At 67.9% G+C, this 17,715-nt stretch carries 15 protein-coding genes; 13 read left to right on the top strand and 2 right to left on the bottom strand.

The features are described 5' to 3' along the window. The first annotated feature begins 324 nt into the window (after positions 1-324). The 10 genes from ABL840_RS25730 (at position 325) to cydX (ending at position 12,679) form a co-directional block, all read left to right on the top strand. Positions 325-1,074, top strand: a complete 750-nt coding sequence (locus ABL840_RS25730; protein ID WP_093299553.1) for an electron transfer flavoprotein subunit beta/FixA family protein — start codon at positions 325-327, stop codon at positions 1,072-1,074. 14 nt (positions 1,075-1,088) lie between these two features. Beyond that, positions 1,089-2,021 (top strand): electron transfer flavoprotein subunit alpha/FixB family protein, encoded by a 933-nt coding sequence (locus ABL840_RS25725; protein WP_093304118.1) that lies wholly within the window; start codon positions 1,089-1,091, stop codon positions 2,019-2,021. Between the two features lie 74 nt (positions 2,022-2,095). Then, entirely contained in the window at positions 2,096-3,886 is a 1,791-nt protein-coding gene (locus ABL840_RS25720; RefSeq protein WP_418116010.1) for an acyl-CoA dehydrogenase, read from the top strand. 96 nt (positions 3,887-3,982) lie between these two features. Then, positions 3,983-4,945, top strand: coding sequence for an NAD(P)H-dependent flavin oxidoreductase (locus tag ABL840_RS25715; RefSeq protein ID WP_093201327.1), 963 nt, complete (start codon positions 3,983-3,985; stop codon positions 4,943-4,945). Positions 4,946-5,010: 65 nt separating this feature from the next. Then, positions 5,011-6,123, top strand: coding sequence for an acyltransferase family protein (locus ABL840_RS25710; protein WP_093306748.1), 1,113 nt, complete (start codon positions 5,011-5,013; stop codon positions 6,121-6,123). A 156-nt stretch (positions 6,124-6,279) separates the two neighbouring features. Next, positions 6,280-7,971, top strand: coding sequence for a thiol reductant ABC exporter subunit CydD (gene cydD, locus ABL840_RS25705; protein ID WP_093306747.1), 1,692 nt, complete (start codon positions 6,280-6,282; stop codon positions 7,969-7,971). Beyond that, the gene (gene cydC / locus ABL840_RS25700; protein ID WP_093306746.1) at positions 7,968-9,689 is read left to right on the top strand and encodes a thiol reductant ABC exporter subunit CydC; all 1,722 of its coding nucleotides are present in this window, start codon (positions 7,968-7,970) and stop codon (positions 9,687-9,689) included. Before cydD ends, cydC begins: the two co-directional genes overlap by 4 nt. Positions 9,690-9,738: 49 nt before the next feature. Then, entirely contained in the window at positions 9,739-11,358 is a 1,620-nt protein-coding gene (locus tag ABL840_RS25695; RefSeq protein ID WP_093306745.1) for a cytochrome ubiquinol oxidase subunit I, read from the top strand. Next, entirely contained in the window at positions 11,355-12,509 is a 1,155-nt protein-coding gene (gene cydB / locus ABL840_RS25690) for a cytochrome d ubiquinol oxidase subunit II (RefSeq protein WP_093306744.1), read from the top strand. Before ABL840_RS25695 ends, cydB begins: the two co-directional genes overlap by 4 nt. 20 nt (positions 12,510-12,529) lie before the next feature. Then, positions 12,530-12,679: a cytochrome bd-I oxidase subunit CydX gene (gene cydX, locus ABL840_RS25685; RefSeq protein ID WP_093201312.1), complete on the top strand. Its 150-nt coding sequence runs from the start codon at positions 12,530-12,532 to the stop codon at positions 12,677-12,679. Between the two features lie 24 nt (positions 12,680-12,703). Here the strand turns inward: cydX and ABL840_RS25680 are convergent, their stop codons facing one another. Together ABL840_RS25680 and ABL840_RS25675 are read right to left on the bottom strand one after the other, a co-directional pair. After that, positions 12,704-13,285: a GbsR/MarR family transcriptional regulator gene (locus tag ABL840_RS25680; protein WP_093201309.1), complete on the bottom strand. Its 582-nt coding sequence runs from the start codon at positions 13,283-13,285 to the stop codon at positions 12,704-12,706. A gap of 49 nt (positions 13,286-13,334) precedes the next feature. Further along, on the bottom strand, positions 13,335-14,360 hold the full coding sequence (locus ABL840_RS25675; RefSeq protein ID WP_093306743.1) for an AraC family transcriptional regulator: 1,026 nt from the start codon (positions 14,358-14,360) through the stop codon (positions 13,335-13,337). A gap of 110 nt (positions 14,361-14,470) precedes the next feature. Here ABL840_RS25675 and ABL840_RS25670 point away from each other — a divergent pair, with 110 nt between their 5' ends. From ABL840_RS25670 to ABL840_RS25660, 3 genes are read left to right on the top strand one after another with little or no spacing between them, the layout of a single operon-like run. Continuing rightward, positions 14,471-16,030, top strand: a complete 1,560-nt coding sequence (locus ABL840_RS25670; RefSeq protein WP_093306742.1) for a long-chain-fatty-acid--CoA ligase — start codon at positions 14,471-14,473, stop codon at positions 16,028-16,030. A 40-nt stretch (positions 16,031-16,070) separates the two neighbouring features. Next, complete coding sequence (locus ABL840_RS25665; protein ID WP_093201302.1) at positions 16,071-17,255, top strand: lipid-transfer protein; 1,185 nt, start codon at positions 16,071-16,073, stop codon at positions 17,253-17,255. A 13-nt stretch (positions 17,256-17,268) separates the two neighbouring features. After that, the gene (locus ABL840_RS25660) at positions 17,269-17,709 is read left to right on the top strand and encodes a MaoC family dehydratase N-terminal domain-containing protein (RefSeq protein WP_093306741.1); all 441 of its coding nucleotides are present in this window, start codon (positions 17,269-17,271) and stop codon (positions 17,707-17,709) included. The last annotated feature ends 6 nt before the right edge of the window (positions 17,710-17,715 follow it).

Genomic DNA, 17,715 nt, shown 5'->3' with positions numbered 1-17,715 from the left:
GATATCGGCGAAAACCCGGAAATTGGCTGCAGATGGCGCCATCGCCGGCCTCGCGTGCACCGCGAGCGGGCGTGGCTATCGATTTCCGTGCAATCCATGCAGCCGGATGGCGCGGAGGCTTCGGCACCGGCAGCGTGACAAATATCTTTGTCGGTCGAAAGGCTCAGGCCTCCGGCGCTGCTTTATAATCACGAAAAAGCACGATCGTTCTTTTTTCTGGCGCCAGCGCCGGCGGGAAGAATGGAGAGGCGGCAAAGGTCGCGCCCTAGAATGACCGGTTTGCCCTCGAAGCCCCCCTTTTTGCAATCCAATGGAGTCAAGTCAATGAAGGTTCTTGTGCCTGTCAAACGGGTCGTCGATTACAACGTGAAGGTGCGCGTGAAGAGCGACGGCACCGGAGTGGACATTGCCAACGTCAAGATGAGCATGAACCCCTTCGACGAGATCGCCGTTGAAGAAGCGGTGCGGCTGAAGGAAAAGGGCGTGGTCACCGAAGTGATCGCCGTCTCCTGCGGCGATGCCAAGAGCCAGGAAACCCTGCGCACCGCCATGGCCATCGGCGCCGACCGCGGCATCCTGGTGGAAACCTCCGAAGAACTGCAGCCCCTGGCCGTGGCCAAGCTGCTGAAGGCGCTGGTCGACAAGGAACAGCCCCAGCTGGTCATCCTGGGCAAGCAGGCCATCGACGACGACGCCAACCAGACCGGCCAGATGCTGGCTGCGCTGGCCGACCTGCCCCAGGCCACCTTCGCCTCGAAGGTCGAAGTCGCTGGCGACAAGGCCACGGTGACCCGTGAAGTCGACGGCGGTCTGGAGACCGTTGCACTCACGCTGCCCGCGGTCATCACCACCGACCTGCGCCTGAACGAGCCGCGCTACGTGACGCTGCCGAACATCATGAAGGCCAAGAAGAAGCAGCTGGACACGGTCAAGCCCGAGGACCTGGGCGTGGACGTAAAGCCGCGCCTGAAGACGCTCAAGGTCGCCGAACCTCCGAAGCGCGGTGCCGGCATCAAGGTGCCTGACGTCGCCACCCTGGTGGACAAGCTGAAGAACGAAGCCAAAGTGATCTGAGGAAGAAAACGAACATGACCGCACTCGTCATTGCAGAACACGACCACGCCAGCATCAAGCCGGCCACCCTCAACACCGTGACTGCGGCGCTGGCCTGCGGCGGCGACGTCCACGTGCTGGTGGCCGGCGCCAATGCGGCCGAAGCAGCCAAGGCGGCCGCCCAGATCACCGGTGTCTCCAAGGTCATCGCAGCCGACAGCCCGAGCCTCGCTGAGAACCTCGCGGAGAACGTCGCAGCTCAAGTTCTGGCCATTGCCGGCAACTACAGCCACATCCTGTTCCCCTCGACTGCCAACGGCAAGAACGTCGCCCCGCGCGTGGCCGCCAAGCTCGATGTGGCTCAGATCAGCGACATCACGGCCGTGGTGAGCGCCGACACCTTCGAGCGTCCGATCTACGCGGGCAACGCGATTGCGACCGTGCAGAGCAGCGACGCGACCAAGGTGATCACCGTTCGTACAACCGGTTTCGACGCAGCAGCAGCCACGGGTGGCAGCGCAGCAGTGGAAAACGCTGCAGGCGTCGCCGACAGTGGCAAGAGCAGCTTCGTGGGCCGTGAAGTCACGAAGAGCGAGCGTCCTGAGTTGACCGCAGCCAAGATCATCGTCTCCGGCGGCCGTGCCCTGGGCAGCGCCGAGAAGTTCACCGAAGTGATGGCACCTCTGGCCGACAAGCTCAACGCAGGCCTCGGCGCCAGCCGCGCAGCAGTCGACGCGGGCTACGCCCCGAACGACTGGCAAGTCGGCCAGACGGGCAAGATCGTCGCCCCCCAGCTGTACATCGCCGCAGGCATCTCGGGCGCCATCCAGCACTTGGCCGGCATGAAGGACTCCAAGGTGATCGTGGCGATCAACAAGGACGAAGAGGCCCCGATCTTCTCGGTGGCCGACTACGGCCTCGTGGCCGACCTGTTCACGGCCGTGCCGGAACTGGTGAAGGCGCTCTGATCGCATCGCTGCACTGAGCCAGAGGGCATCGTTCGCGATGCCCTTTTCGTATCCGCTGTATCTGGAGACATGACATGAGCTACACCGCCCCCATCAAGGACATGCTGTTCGACATCGAACACCTGGCCAACATCGGCGAGATCGCGAAGCTGCCGGGCTTCGAGGACGCCGGCCTGGAAACCGCACAGGCCGTGCTCGAAGAGTGCGCGCGCTTCAATCAGGACGTGGTCGCGCCGCTGAACGTGCCGGGCGATCGCAATCCCTCGTCGCTCAAGGACGGCGCCGTCACCACCACGCCGGGCTTCAAGGAAGCCTTCGCGCAGTACGTGGCGGGCGGGTGGCAGGGGCTGCAGCATCCGGCGGACTTCGGCGGCCAGGGCCTGCCCAAGACCATCGGCGCGGCCTGCGGCGAAATGCTCAACTCGGCCAACATGAGCTTCGCGCTGTGCCCGCTGCTGAGCGACGGCGCCATCGAGGCGCTGCTCACGGCCGGCTCCGACGAGCTCAAGGCCACCTATCTCGAGAAGCTCGTGAGCGGCCAGTGGACCGGCACGATGAACCTCACCGAGCCGCAGGCCGGCAGCGACCTCGCCATGGTGCGCAGCCGCGCCGAGCCGCAGCCCGACGGCACCTACAAGGTGTTCGGCACCAAGATCTTCATCACCTACGGCGAGCACGACATGGCCGAGAACATCGTGCACCTCGTGCTGGCCCGCGTGGCCGGTGCGCCGGAAGGGGTGAAGGGCATCAGCCTGTTCGTCGTGCCGAAGTTCCTCGTGAACAAGGACGGCTCTCTCGGCGAGCGCAACGACGTGCACTGCGTGAGCATCGAGCACAAGATGGGCATCAAGGCCTCGCCGACGGCCGTGCTGCAGTACGGCGACCATGGCGGTGCCATCGGCTATCTCGTGGGCCAGGAGAACCGCGGCCTCGAGTACATGTTCATCATGATGAACTCGGCCCGCTACGCCGTGGGCATGCAGGGCATCGCGATCGCCGAACGTGCCTACCAGCACGCTGTGGCCTACGCGAAAGAGCGCGTGCAGAGCCGCCCGGTGGATGGCTCCATCAACACCAGCGCGCCGATCATTCATCACCCCGATGTCAAGCGCATGCTGATGACGATGCGCGCCTACACCGAGGGCTGCCGCGCCATGTCCAGCGTGGCCGCGGCCGCCTACGACGCGGCGCACCATCATCCCGACTCGGACGCACGCAAGCAGAACCAGGCCTTCTACGAGTTCATGGTGCCGCTGGTGAAGGGCTACAGCACCGAGATGAGCCTGGAAGTGGCTTCGCTCGGCGTGCAGGTGCACGGCGGCATGGGCTTCATCGAGGAAACCGGCGCGGCGCAGTACTACCGCGATGCGAAGATCCTGACGATCTACGAAGGCACCACCGCCATCCAGGCCAACGATCTCGTGGGCCGCAAGACAGCGCGCGACGGTGGACAGACCGCGAAGGCGATCGCCGCGCAGATCGAGAAGACCGAGGCCGAGCTGGCCAAGAGCGACAACCCCGCCGCAGCCGCGGTGCTCAAGCGCCTGAAGGCCGCACGCGTCGCCTTCGTCGAAGTGGTTGATTTCGTGGCTGGCCAGACCAAGGCCTCCCCCAACGCCGTGTTCGCGGGCAGCGTGCCCTACCTGATGCTCGCAGGCAATCTCGTTGCCGGCTGGCAGCTGGCGCGCTCGCTGATCATTGCGCAGGACCTCGCCTCGCGCAGCTTCGACACCGACTTCATGCTGGCCAAGATCGCCACCGCGCGCTTCTATGCCGAGCACATCCTCAACAAGGTGCCGGGCATCCGCGACAGCATCGTCGACGGCGCGGAGAGCGTGACCGCGCTGGCGCTCGAGGCGTTCTGACCGCCTGCTGAAGCAGCGCCGCTGTCGCCCATCTGACGGGCGATGGCGGCCTCTCTCTCTTACTCTTACAAGACCGAATTCATTCCCGGAGACGACATGTCCAAGCTGCCCCCCGTCCTCGCGAACCTGCCGCTGCCGATCATCGGCTCGCCGCTGTTCATCATCAGCAACCCCAAGCTCGTGATTGCGCAATGCAAGGCGGGCGTGGTCGGCTCGATGCCGGCGCTCAACGCGCGCCCCGCCGCGCAGCTCGAGGACTGGCTCGCCGAGATCACCGAGGAACTCGCGGCCTACAACAAGGCCAACCCCGACAAGCCCGCAGCACCGTTTGCCATCAACCAGATCGTGCACAAGAGCAATGACCGGCTCGAGCACGACATGGAGATGGTCGTGAAGTACAAGGTGCCGATCGTCATCACTTCGCTGGGCGCGCGCACCGACGTGAACGACGCGGTGCACAGCTACGGCGGTGTGACGCTGCACGACATCATCAACAACAAGTTCGCGCAGAAGGCGATCGAGAAGGGCGCCGACGGCATCATCGCCGTGGCGGCCGGTGCCGGCGGCCATGCGGGCACGAAGAGCCCGTTCGCGCTGGTGCAGGAAATCCGCCAGTGGTTCGACGGCCCGATCGCGCTGTCGGGTTCCATCGCCACCGGCGGCGCGGTGCTTGCTGCGCAGGCCATGGGCGCCGACTTCGCCTACATCGGCACCGCCTTCATCGCGACCGAGGAAGCGCGCGCGAGCGACGACTACAAGCAGGCCATCGTCGACGGCACCTCCGACGACATCGTCTATTCGAGCCTCTTCACCGGCGTGCACGGCAACTACCTGGCACCCAGCATCGTCAAGGCCGGCATGGACCCGAACAACCTGCCCGAAGGCGACGTGAAGACCATGAACTTCGGCGGCGGCGAAGGCAGCAAGGCCAAGGCCTGGAAGGACATCTGGGGCTCGGGCCAGGGCATCGGTGCCGTGACCGAAGTGGCCACCGCCGGCGCCTTCATCGAGAAGCTCAAGCGCGAATACCAGGAGGCAAGGCAGCGGCTCGCGCTTTGACTGCCTTGACCAACGGCGCCGCGCCCGCTGCAGGCGCGCCGCCGTCATCATCATCCGCGGGACGGATGCCGCTGCTCGATGCGGCGAAGGGCATCGCCTGCGCGGTGATCGTAGGACACCATCTCTCGCGCTACGGCCCGATGCCGGCCGGCGCGTATGCGCTCGCGCCCGATTTCTTCGCCTGGTTGGCCGATGAAGGCCGGCTGGCGGTGCAGGTGTTCCTGGTGATCGCCGGTTTCCTGGCGGCCGCCAGCCTTGCGCCCGACGGCACGCTGCGCGTGGAGCGGCCGGTGGCGCGCATCCTGCAACGCTACGGGCGGCTGATCATGCCGTACCTCGCCGCGCTCACGGTGTGCGTGCTGGTCGCGGCGGTGGTGCGGCCGTGGCTCGACGAAGAGGTGGTGCCGGCGTCGCCGACCTTCGGTCAACTGGTCGCCCACGGCTTGCTGCTGCAGGACCTGCTGGGCTACGAGTCGCTTTCCACGGGCGTCTGGTACGTGGCCATCGACTTCCAGCTGTTCGCGCTGGCGTTGCTGCTGGTGGGGTTGCCTTCGATGCTGCAGCGCGCCGGCGGTTCGGCGCCTCAGGGAGCCGGGGCGCGCTGGCTGCCGGTGGCGCTGGTGTCGGGGCTGGCGGTGACTTCGCTCGCGCTCTTCAATCGCAATGCCGGGCTGGACGACACCGCCTTCTACTTCTTCGGCACTTACGGCCTGGGCATGCTGGTGTTCTGGATCGGACGTGCGACCCGGCCCAGCACGTGGCAGAGCGCGATCGCGCTGGTGGCGCTGGTGGGGGCGGGCGTGCTGGCCATCGACTGGCGCAGCCGCATCGCCACGGCGCTGGTCACGGCGCTGCTGATCGCCGTCGCGCAACGGCGGAACTGGCTGTCGCCGAAGCATTGGCCCGCGGTGGCCATGCCGCTTGTTCGGCTGGGGCGCATGTCGTACTCGCTGTTCCTGATTCACTTCCCGGTGCTGCTGGCCATGAATGCGGCGGTCGCGAATGCAGGGCCGCACGGGTCGTGGTTCGATGCATGCGGCCTCGTCGCGACCTTCGGCCTTTCGGTGGTCGCGGCGGCGCTGCTCTATCGCTGGGTGGAAGCGCGCCCGGCCTCCTGGCGCGCGGTGTTCACGCTGTTCGCCGCGCTGCTGGTCAGCGGAATAGTCGTTTCTCATTAAGGGACGGGCGCGCCGGCGCAGGCGCACCGCCCAAATCTTCCTGAATCGGTTGCGTTCGAGCGCCGCAGCGTGCAGTCTGCGGGCTCGTCAGTTGCTCCCATCTCCGCTATGATTGTGGAAATTTCAGTAAATACTGAAAATTCACGAAACTAAGGAATGACCAAGCACTCGCCATCCCGATCGCCGCTGCGGGCTTTCGCGTCGCCTGACGTCGGCGGGGTGGTGCAGGGCGCCGCCGCGCTGGTCTGGCTGCCGCAGGCGGCGTTGCTGGCGATGGCGGTGCAGAGATTGGCCTCGGGCCGTGGTTTCGAGGTCGTGATCTGGTCTGCCGGCGCGATCCTGTTGCTCGGTCTGCTGCGGGCGGGTTGCGAGGCCTGGGGAGCTCGGCGCACCTTCGCTCGCGCCCGGGCGCAGCTCACCGCGTTGCGTGCGCAAACGGCAGCGGCGCTGGCCGGCGGCTCTCCGCTCGACCGCGGCCGCGCGCCCTCCGGGCTTGCCGCCAGCGTGCTCGCCGAACAGGCCGAGGCGCTGGTCCCGTACCTCGTGCGCTATCAGCCGGCGCGCTGGCGTGCGACGGTGGTGCCCATCTTCATTCTCTGCGCGGTGGCAGCCTTCTCGTGGGTGGCCGCGCTGGTGCTGCTGGTGGCCGCGCCGCTCATTCCGCTCTTCATGGCCATCGTCGGCTGGCGCGCCAGGGCAGCAAGCGAAGCACAGATGGTGGAGCTCGGCGGTATGAACGCCTTCCTGCTCGACCGGCTTCGCGGACTGGCGACGCTGCGCGCGCTCGGCGCGGTGGAGATCACCGCGCGCCGCCTGGGCGACGCGGCCCAGTCCCTGCGCCGCAGGACGATGGCCGTGCTGCGCATCGCGTTTCTCTCTTCCGCCGTGCTGGAGCTCTTCTCGGCACTCGGCGTGGCGCTGGTCGCCGTCTACGTCGGCTTCCACCTGCTGGGCTCGATCGGCTTCGGTGCCTGGGGGCGCACGCTGAGCCTGGGCGAGGGCCTGTTCGTGCTGCTGCTGGCACCGGCTTTCTTCGAGCCGCTGCGCGAGCTGTCCGCGGTCTGGCACGACCGGGCCGCTGGCGAAGCCGCGCTGGAAGCGCTCGAGCACCTGCAGCGCAACGAATTGCCCCTGCCCGGCGCAGGCGCCTCGTTGACGCGGGCCGCGACGGGCGTCTGCGGCGATCCGCCGGCAGTCGCCATTCACAACCTTCATTTCTCCTGGCCCGGCGAGCAGCATGAAGTGTTCGACGGCGATGAGCTTCGCATCGCCCCCGGTGAGCACATCGCGCTGATGGGTCCGAGCGGCAGCGGCAAGACCGCCTTGCTGTCCCTGCTCGCGGGCCTGGTGCCCGCGACGCGCGGCGAGATCTCCATCGGCGGCGTGGCGCTCACCGAACACACGGTGGCGGCGCTGCGCCAGCGCATGGGATGGATGGGGCAGGCGCCGCATGTCTTCGCGGGCTCGGTCGAATCCAACGTGGCATTGGGACGCGCGGGCGTGAACACCCCGCAGGTCAATGAGGCAGTGCACTTCGCATCGCTCGAGGCCGTGGCCCAGGCACATCCTTCCACGTCGCTAGGCGAAGGGGGAGGCGGGCTGTCCGGCGGAGAAGCCGTGCGCCTCGCGCTCGCGCGCATCGCGGTGCATCCGCAGGCCGATCTGTTGCTGGTGGACGAACCCACAGCTCACCTCGACACCGAAACCGCCGAGCGGGTCGCAGACGCGCTCGTGAAGCTCGCACATGGCAAGACCCTCATCGTCGCGACGCACGATCCCGTCCTCGCGTCGCGCATGGACCGCACCGTGAGCCTCGGTCGCACCGACGCGATGGAGAAGGCCGCATGAGCAGGACACGAACTCCACGCGCCGCCACGAACTGGCGCGACCTGCGCCTCGTCCTGCGCCCATTCCTCGCCGAGCAACCGCGCCCGCTGCTGCTGGGCGGCCTGCTCGCCGCCATCACGGTGCTGGCGGGAATGGCGCTGCTGGGCCTCTCCGGCTGGTTCATCACGGCGACCGCGCTGGCCGGCCTGCATGCCGCCACGGCCTTCACCTTCGACGTGTTCATGCCGTCCGCCGGCATCCGCCTGCTCGCGCTCGGCCGCACGGCTTCGCGCTACGGCGAGCGGCTGGTGACTCACGACGCGACCTTCTCCGTGCTCGCCGCGCTGCGCGTGCGCCTGTTCCGAGGCTGGGCGAAGGCCGAGGCCGCGCGCGCGCTGCTGAAGCGCCCGGCGCGCCTGCTGTTCCGCCTGACTTCCGACATCGACGCGCTGGAGTCGCTCTACCTCCGCCTGCTCGTGCCGGCCGCCGCTGCACTGGGCGCGGCATTGCTTGCCGGCACGGTGCTCGGCTTCATGCACGTGGGCATGGGCCTCGTGCTGATGCTCTGGCTCGTGATCGCCGGCTGGGGTATCGCATTCGTCGTCGCGCGGCGCGCACGCCGGCCCGCGGTACGGCGCGCGCATGCCATCGAAGCGCTGCGGGCACGCGCGGTCGATCTGGTCGCGGGCCAGACCGATCTGGTGATGGCCGGCCGAATCGACGCACAGCGCGAGGCGCTGATGAACGCCGACATGCATCTCGCCAAGGCCGATCTCGCGCTGAACAAGCTCGAAGCCGCTGCCGGCTTCGCCTACGGCAGCGCGGGCACCCTGACCCTCGTCGGCGTGCTGCTGGTCGTCGGCTGGCTGGCGGGCGAGGGCGTCATCGGTGCTCCGGCGGCAGCGCTGGCGCTGCTGGTGGCGCTCACCGCGACGGAGCCCTTCGCGGCCCTGCGCCGCGGCGCGCTCGACGCGGGGCGCACATGGCTGGCGGTACGGCGCCTCGCTCCGCGCCTGACGCCGACTGCCGACGGGCACGCCGAGGCGACGGATGCATCCGATGCAGCAACCGCGCTGCAACTCGACGGCATCACCGTGATCCACGACGGCAGCCGCACGCCAGTCCTGCGCGATCTGTCGCTGACCCTGAACGAAGGCGAGCGCGTTGCGCTGATCGGCGCGAGCGGCGCGGGCAAGTCGACGCTGCTTGCCGCCATTGCCGGCGAGATCACGCCGCGCTCCGGCACGGTGCGCTCGCAGCCCGCCTGCCTGCTCACCCAGCGCACCGAACTCTTCCAGGACAGCCTGCGCGACAACCTTCGCCTTGCCGCCCCCGACGCGACCGACGAGCAACTGCGCGCCGCGCTGCACGCCGCGGGGCTCGAAGACGACGTGAGCACGCTCGCCTCAGGCCTCGACACCCGGCTCGGCGAAGGCGGTCTCGGCCTTTCGGGAGGCCAGTCGCGCCGCCTCGCGCTGGCCCGCCTGCTGCTGCGCCCCGTGCCGCTCTGGCTGCTGGACGAACCCACCGAGGCCCTCGACGCCGCCGTCGCGCACGACGTGCTGCATCGCCTCGCCCGACACGCCGGATCGCGCACGCTGCTGATCGCCACCCATCTGCGGCGCGAAGCCGCGCTCGCCGACCGCCTCGTGTGCATGCGCGAAGGCCGCATCGTCGCCGACCTGCGGCGCGGCAGCGATGCCTTCGACGCCGCGCTGCGCGGCCTGCGACCCGACTGAACCAGGAAAGCCAGCAAACAGGGAACACAAGGAAAAGGAAGAACCCATCATGGACTTAGACATCGTCGCGTTATCGCGCCTGCAGTTCGCCGTCACGGCGCTGTATCACTTCCTGTTCGTGCCGTTGACGCTCGGACTCTCGATCATCATCGCCATCATGGAGACGGTCTACGTCATGACCGGCCGCGTGATCTGGCGCGACATGACGAAATTCTGGGGCGTGCTCTTCGGCATCAACTTCGCGATGGGCGTCGCCACCGGCATCGTGATGGAGTTCCAGTTCGGCATGAACTGGAGCTACTACAGCCACTACGTCGGCGACATCTTCGGCGCACCGCTGGCCATCGAGGGGCTGATGGCCTTCTTCATGGAAGCCACCTTCGTCGGGCTGTTCTTCTTCGGCTGGGACAAGCTCTCCAAGGTGGGCCACCTGATCTCCACCTGGGCGGTGGCCATCGGCTCCAACTTCTCGGCGCTGTGGATCCTCATCGCCAACGGCTGGATGCAGAACCCCGTGGGCGCGGCCTTCAATCCGCAGACCATGCGCATGGAAGTGACCGACTTCGCCGCGGTGCTGACCAACCCCGTGGCGCAAGCCAAGTTCGTGCACACCGTGTCGGCGGGCTACGTGTGCGCCGCGGTGTTTGTGCTCGGCGTGTCGGCGTGGTACGTGCTCAAGGGCCGTCACCTCGAACTCGCCAAGCGCTCGATGACGGTCGCGGCTTCGTTCGGCCTGGCCGCCGCGCTCTCGGTGGCAGTGCTCGGCGACGAGAGCGGCTATCTCTCCGGCGAACACCAGAAGATGAAGCTCGCCGCCATCGAAGCCATGTGGGAGACGCAACCCGCGCCCGCCGCCTTCACCGTCGTCGGCTTCCCCGACCAAGAGGCGCGCGAGACGCACTACGCCATCCACATACCGGCAGTGATGGGCCTGATCGGCACGCGCTCGCTCAACACCGTGATGCCGGGCATCGACGAACTCGTGAAGCGCGCCGAGGCCCGCATCCGCGAAGGCCTGAAGGCCTACGACGCGCTGCAGAAGATCCGCGAGGCCGGCGGCCCCGACAAGGTGACGCAGGGCGTGCGCGGCGACTTCGAGGACAACGGCATCAACATGGGCTACGCGCTGCTGCTCAAGCGCTACGTGGACGATCCGCGCAAGGCCACCGACGAGCAGATCGCCAAGGCCGCGTGGGACACCGTGCCGCAGGTGGCACCGCTCTTCTGGCTGTTCCGCGTGATGGTGGGCATCGGCGTGCTGCTGATCCTCCTGACCGGCACCTTCTTCGTGCTCTCCGCGCGTCGCAAGCTCGACAGCCACCGCTGGCTGCTGAAGCTCGCCGTGTTCGCTATCCCGCTGCCGTGGATCGCCATCGAATCGGGGTGGCTGGTGGCGGAGTTCGGCCGCCAGCCGTGGGTGATCGAAGGCGTGCTGCCGACCGCGGTGGCCGTGTCCAACCTCGGTGTGAAGACGCTGCTGCTCACGCTCGCGGGCTTCATCGCGATCTACACCGTGCTGCTGGTCATCGAGATGAAGCTGATGCTCAAGGCCATCCGCAAGGGGCCCCAGGCCGAGCACGCGCCCGACGAGGGCGACACGCTCTCGCACGTTCCGCCGGCCCACGCGGGCGCGGCCATTCCATCGTCTTCTACCGGGAGCGCAGCATGATCCTCCACACACTTCTCGACTACGACACCCTGCGCTTCATCTGGTGGCTGCTGATCGGCGTGCTGCTGGTGGGCTTCGCCGTGACCGACGGCTTCGACCTGGGCAGCGGCATGCTGCTGCCGTTCGCCGCGCGCAACGACGTGGAGCGCCGCGTCGTCATCAACAGCGTCGGCCCGGTGTGGGAGGGCAACCAGGTCTGGCTGATCCTGGGCGGCGGCGCGATCTTCGCGGCCTGGCCACAGCTCTACGCCGTGTCGTTCTCGGGCTTCTACCTGGCGATGTTCGTGATTCTTACGGCGCTGATCCTGCGGCCCGTGGCCTTCAAGTTCCGCAGCAAGCGCGAGTCGCCGCAATGGCGTGCGCGCTGGGACTGGGTGCTGTTCTTCAGCGGCTTCGTGCCCGCGCTGATCTGCGGCGTGGCGGTGGGCAACGTGCTGCAGGGCGTGCCGTTCCGCTTCAACCCCGACATGCACATCTTCTACGACGGCAGCTTCTTCGGCCTGCTGAATCCGTTCGCCATCCTGTGCGGGCTGGTGTCGGTGGCGATGCTGGTGATGCACGGCGCCGCATGGCTGCTGCTGAAGACCGCCGGACCGGTGGCCGAGCGTGCGCGCACCTACGGCATGGTCGCCGCCGTGCTCACCGTGGCGCTCTATGCGCTGGCCGGCGTGCTGCTTGCAACGAGCATCGGCGGGTTCCGCATCAGCAGCGTGATCGATGCGACGGGGCCATCGAACCCGATGCTGAAGACGGTGGAGCTGCACGCCGGCGCGTGGACCGCCAACTACGCGACGCACCCATGGACGCTGGCGGCTCCGGCGGCCGGCTTCGTCGGCGCGCTCGGTGCGCTGCTCGGGCTAGCGCTGCGCCGCCCGGTGTTCGCGCTGCTGACGGCTGCACTCGGCATCGCCGGAATCATCCTCAGCGTGGGCGCCTCGATGTTCCCGTTCATCCTGCCGTCGTCCATCGATCCGCGCGCCAGCCTCACGGTGTGGGACTCGTCATCGAGCCATCTCACGCTGTTCATCATGCTGGTGGTCACGGCCGTCTTCATCCCGCTGATCGTGGCCTACACGAGCTGGGTCTACAAGGTGCTGTGGGGCAAGGTCGACGAGCAGGCCATCCGCGACGAGAGCGGCCACGCCTACTGACAAACAAGGAGGAATGAAAGATGTGGTACTTCGCCTGGATCCTCGGCCTGCCGCTGGCGGCCGCATTCGCCGTGCTCAACGCCATGTGGTACGAGCTCATGGACGACGAGGCCGTCCGCAAGGCCAAGCTCGGGACGCCCGAGCCGTCATCGGGGCAGGAGCGGCTGTAGCCGCTCGGAAGAGGGCTGCCGACCCTACTCGGCCGCCTTCTTCTTCGACGCCGTGCCGCCCGTGATGCGGTCCTTGAGCGTCAGCACCTTCGTCACGGTCGCGCCCATGCCCATGAGCTTCATGGCGGTCTCGGGCGCGAGCCGCTGCACGTCGTCGAACCATTTCATCAGCCGGTCGATCAGGTCGTGCATCTCGCGCATGCGTTCCTGCGCGTGGCGCTCGGCGTCGCTCGTGGGCGATTCGAGCAGGGCGTTGCGCAGCATCGAGAGCGTGGGTTCGATCTCGCGGCGGCGGCGCTCTTCGGCCAGCACGCGGAAGATTTCCCATACGTCGGAAGGCGCCTCGAAGTATTCGCGCCGGTCGCCCGGGTGGTGCCGCAGGTGCACCAGCCGCCAGGCCTGCAGTTCCTTCAGGCCCATGCTGACGTTGGAGCGCGAAAACTCGAGCAGCTCGGCGATCTCGTCGGCGTTGAGGGCGCGCTCCGAAAGGAAGATCAGCGCGTAGATCTGGCCGACCGTGCGGTTGATGCCCCACTTGCTGCCCATCTCCCCGAAATGGGCGACGAACTGGCGGTTGAGGGGCGGGAGATCGGAAGAGTTAGCCATGCGCCGGATTGTCGCGCGGATGGCTGTAATTCCGGAAAGTCCTGAAAACTCAATCCGGCTGCTGGCGTCGCCGGTACGAGCCCGGCGCGCCGCCGGTCCAGGCCTTGAAGGCCCGCTGGAAAGCCGCGCTGTCCGCGAAGCCCAGTTCCTCGGCCAGCGCCGCGAGCGGCACGGTGCTGGTGTTGAGCCGCACGATGGCGAGGTCGCGCCGCAGCTGGTCCTTCAGTGCCTGGAACGAGGTGCCCTCGGTCGCCAGGTGCCGCTGGAGCGTGCTGACCGACATGTGCAGCACGCCCGCCGTGGTCGCGAGGTCGGCCCATGCCGGGCGGTGCTGCTGCAGCACCGCGCGCACCCGGGCGCTCACTGCCTGCTCGGCCAGCCGGGGCAGGATCACGTTGGCGGGCGAGGCCGCGAGGAAGGTGCTCATCTCCTGCGCGTCGCGGTGCACCGGCGTGTCGAGCGCGCTGGCATCGAACCACACGGCCGACAGCGGCTGCCCGAACTGCAGCGGGCCCGGGAACACCTTGGCGTAGCCGTCGGCATAGGGCGGCGGCTCGAAGCCGAAGTCGAAGCGCCGGGCCAGCAGCCGGCCGCCGTGCAGCCAGGCGAACAGCCGCCAGTACACCCGCAGCATCAGCTCGTGCAGGAAGTTCTGGTGCTTCTCGGGCTGGATGTTCAGCTGCAGCCCGAAGCCGGCGAGAGGGCCTTCGCGCAGCAGCACCAACGAGAGATCGTCCTGCAGCAGGCTGAACGTGCGGGCCACGCGGCGCAACGCCACCTCGAAGGTGCGCGCGCCCAGCGTGGAGCGTGTCATCAGCGCGAAGCTGCCGCAGCGCAGGCGTCGCGTGAGGAAGCCCAGTGCCTCGTCGTCCATGCGTTCCATCAGCAGCGCGAAGAGGGCCACGTACTGCTCGGCCGTGACGCGGGCGCCGGCTTCGTCGAGCAGCGCCGGGGCGATGCCCGCGTCTTCCAGCGCCTTGTCGACGTCGACCAGCGCCTCGCCGGGCCGGGCGCGGATGCCCGACAGCATGCCGAGGACGAAGGCGATCGGGATGGTGACGGGCGGCTGCAGCATGTCTCTGTCGATTGACCTTTTCTGCCATGCGATCGAAGCGAAGTGCAATCGCCGGGCGGCGGCTGGATTTCTACCATGCGTCTGCACAAGAACGAGACGGAGACAAACCCATGTACCTGACCCAGGGCCTTCACCGGGCCGTGCAGCAGCGTCCCGATGCCATTGCCGTGCGCTTTGCCGGCCGCGTCCGGACTTTCCGCGACTTCGCCGAACGCGTGGCGCGCCTGGCCGGCGCGCTGCAGCGGCTGGGCATGCAGGCGGGCGACCGCGTCGCCATGCTGTCGCTCAACTCCGACCGCTATCTGGAGTACCAGATGGCCGTGCCCTGGGGCGGCGGCGTGCTCAACCCCTGCAACATCCGCTGGTCGGCCGCCGAGATCCTGTATTCGCTGGAAGACTCCGGCTCAGGCATCCTGCTGGTCGACGAAACCTTCCGCGCGGTGGTCGAGCAGATGCGAGGCCAGTCGAAGAGCCTGCGCGAAGTCGTCTACTGCGGCGACGGCCCGGTGCCCGCCGGCATGCACAGCTACGAAGGCCTGATCGACGCCGCGGCTCCGGTGCCCGACGCCGTGCGCCGAGGCGAGGACCTGGCCGGGATCTTCTACACCGGCGGCACCACCGGCTTCCCCAAGGGCGTGATGCTGAGCCACACCAACATCTGCAGCTCGGCGCTCGCGGCGCAGGCCGAAGGGCTGGCGCCTGCCGATGGTTGCTACCTGCATGCCGCGCCGATGTTCCACCTGGCCGACATGGGCCTGGCCACGCCGCACTGGTTCACGGGCAACACCCACACCATCATTCCGATGTTCACGCCCGAGGGCGTGCTCGACGCGATCCAGCGCGACCGAGTGACCAGCCTGCTGCTGGTGCCCACCATGATCCAGATGCTGGTGGATCACCCCGCGATGCGGGAGCCGCGCGACCTGAGCACCCTGAAGAACATCACCTACGGCGCCTCGCCGATTTCCGAGGCGGTGCTCAACCGCGCGATGGAGGCTTTCCCAGGCGTGGGCTTCGTGCAGGCCTACGGCATGACGGAGCTGTCGCCCATTGCCACGCTCCTGCCCGCCGAACTGCACACGACGGAGGGCCGCAAGCGCGGCAAGCTGCGCTCGGCCGGACGCGCCGCCGTGTGCATGGAAGTGCGCGTGGTCGACGCGGACGACAACGAAGTGCCGCGCGGCACCGTCGGCGAGGTGGCAGTGCGCGGCCCCAACGTGATGCAGGGCTACTGGAACAAGCCCGAGCAGACGGCCGCCGCGCTGCGAGACGGCTGGATGCACACCGGCGACGGCGCCTACATGGACGACGACGGCTTCATCTTCGTGGTCGACCGCATGAAGGACATGATCATCAGCGGCGGCGAAAACGTCTATTCGGCCGAGGTAGAGAACGCCATCAACCAGCATCCCGCGGTGGCCGCATGCGCGGTCATCGGCATCCCGAGCGACGAGTGGGGCGAGGCGGTGCATGCCGTGCTGGTGCTCAAGCCGGGGCAGGGCGTGCAGGCCGAGGCGCTGATCGCCCATTGCAAGACGCTGATCGCGGGCTACAAGTGCCCGCGCAGCGTGGCCATCGTCGATGCGCTGCCGCTCTCGGGCGCCGGCAAGGTGCTGAAGACCAGGCTGCGCGAGCCCTTCTGGCAGGGCCGGCAGCGAAGCGTGGCCTGAGCCCTTTCAATTCTTCTTTCGAACCTCCAAGGAGCCTTTCATGAGTCAAGACGTTCACGTGGTCGGGGTCGGCATGATCCCGTTCACCAAGCCGGGCGCGAACCAGCCCTATCCGCAGATGGCCGCGCACGCCACCAACGCGGCGCTGAAGGACGCCGGCATCGGCTACGAGCTGGTGCAGCAAGCCTACGTAGGCTACGTGTACGGCGACTCCACCGCCGGCCAGCGCGCGTTGTACGAGGTGGGCATGACCGGCATTCCGGTCGTCAACGTCAACAACAACTGCTCCACCGGCTCGACCGCGCTCTTCCTCGCGCGCCAGGCCGTGGCCAGCGGCGCGGCCGACTGCGTGCTGGCGCTGGGCTTCGAGCACATGAGCCCCGGCGCGCTCGGCGCGGTGTTCAACGACCGGCCCAGCCCCTTCGACCACTTCGAGAACATCACCGACGAGCTGGTCGGCAACGAGCAGGTGCCGCTCGCGCTGCGCTACTTCGGCGGCGCCGGGTTGGCGCACATGCAGCAGTACGGCACGCAGATGTCGACCTTCGCGAAGATCCGCGCCAAGGCCAGCCGCCATGCGTCGAACAACCCGGTGGCGCTCTTCCGGACCGTCGTCACCGAAGAGGAAGTGATGGCCGCGCCGGTCATGTGGCCCGGCGTGATGACGCGGCTGATGGCCTGCCCGCCCACCTGCGGCGCGGCGGCGGCCATCGTGTGCTCGCCGCGCTTCGCCGAGCGTCACGGGCTCGATCGCAGCGTGCGCATCAAGGCGCAGGCCATGACCACCGACCGTCCCATCACCTTCGAGAGCCGCGACATGCGCGAGGTGGTCGGCTTCAGCATGGCGCAGGAGGCCGCGCAGAAGGTGTACGACGCGGCCGGCGTCGGCCCGCAGGACGTGGACGTGGTCGAGCTGCACGACTGCTTCGCGCACAACGAGCTCATCAGCTACGAGGCGCTGGGCCTGTGCCCGGTGGGCGGTGCGGAGAAGTTCGTGGTGGACGGCGACAACACCTACGGCGGCAAGGTCGTCACCAATCCGTCGGGTGGTCTGCTGTCGAAGGGGCATCCGCTCGGTGCCACAGGGCTGGCCCAGTGCACGGAGCTGGTCCAGCAGCTTCGCGGCACGGCCGACAAGCGGCAGGTGGAGGGCGCGCGGCTCGCGCTGCAGCACAACCTCGGGCTGGGTGGAGCCTGCGTGGTGACGCTCTACGAACGCGTCTGAGAAAGGCCGGCAGATGATCGACAAGAAGTGGATCGGCCACGAGCTGCCCGCATCGGTGCTGCCCATCGAGCGCACCCGCCTGCAGTTCTTCGCCAAGGCCATCGGCGAGACCGACCCCGTCTACACCGATGCCGCCGCTGCGCGCGATGCCGGCTACCCAGACCTGCCCGCGCCGCCGACATTCCTGTTCGCGGCCGAGCTGGACTCGGGCGCCTCCGACCGGCTGCTGGCCGACCTGGGCATTCCGCTGTCGAAGCTGCTGCACGGCGAGCAGGGCTTCAGCTACCACAAGCCGGCCTGCGTGGGCGACACCGTGACGGTGCGCTCCACCATCATCGACATCTACGACAAGAAGAACGGCGCGCTCGAGTTCGTCGTCAAGACATCGCGCGCCACCAACCAGCGCGACGAGCTGGTCGCCGAACTCCGCGCGGTGATCGTCTGCCGCCATTGACGAAGG

Origin of the sequence: Variovorax sp. NFACC27 (genome assembly GCF_048301545.1) — a bacterium.
GTDB lineage: Bacteria > Pseudomonadota > Gammaproteobacteria > Burkholderiales > Burkholderiaceae_C > Variovorax > Variovorax gossypii.
This window is presented reverse-complemented; position numbering and strand designations above follow the sequence as displayed.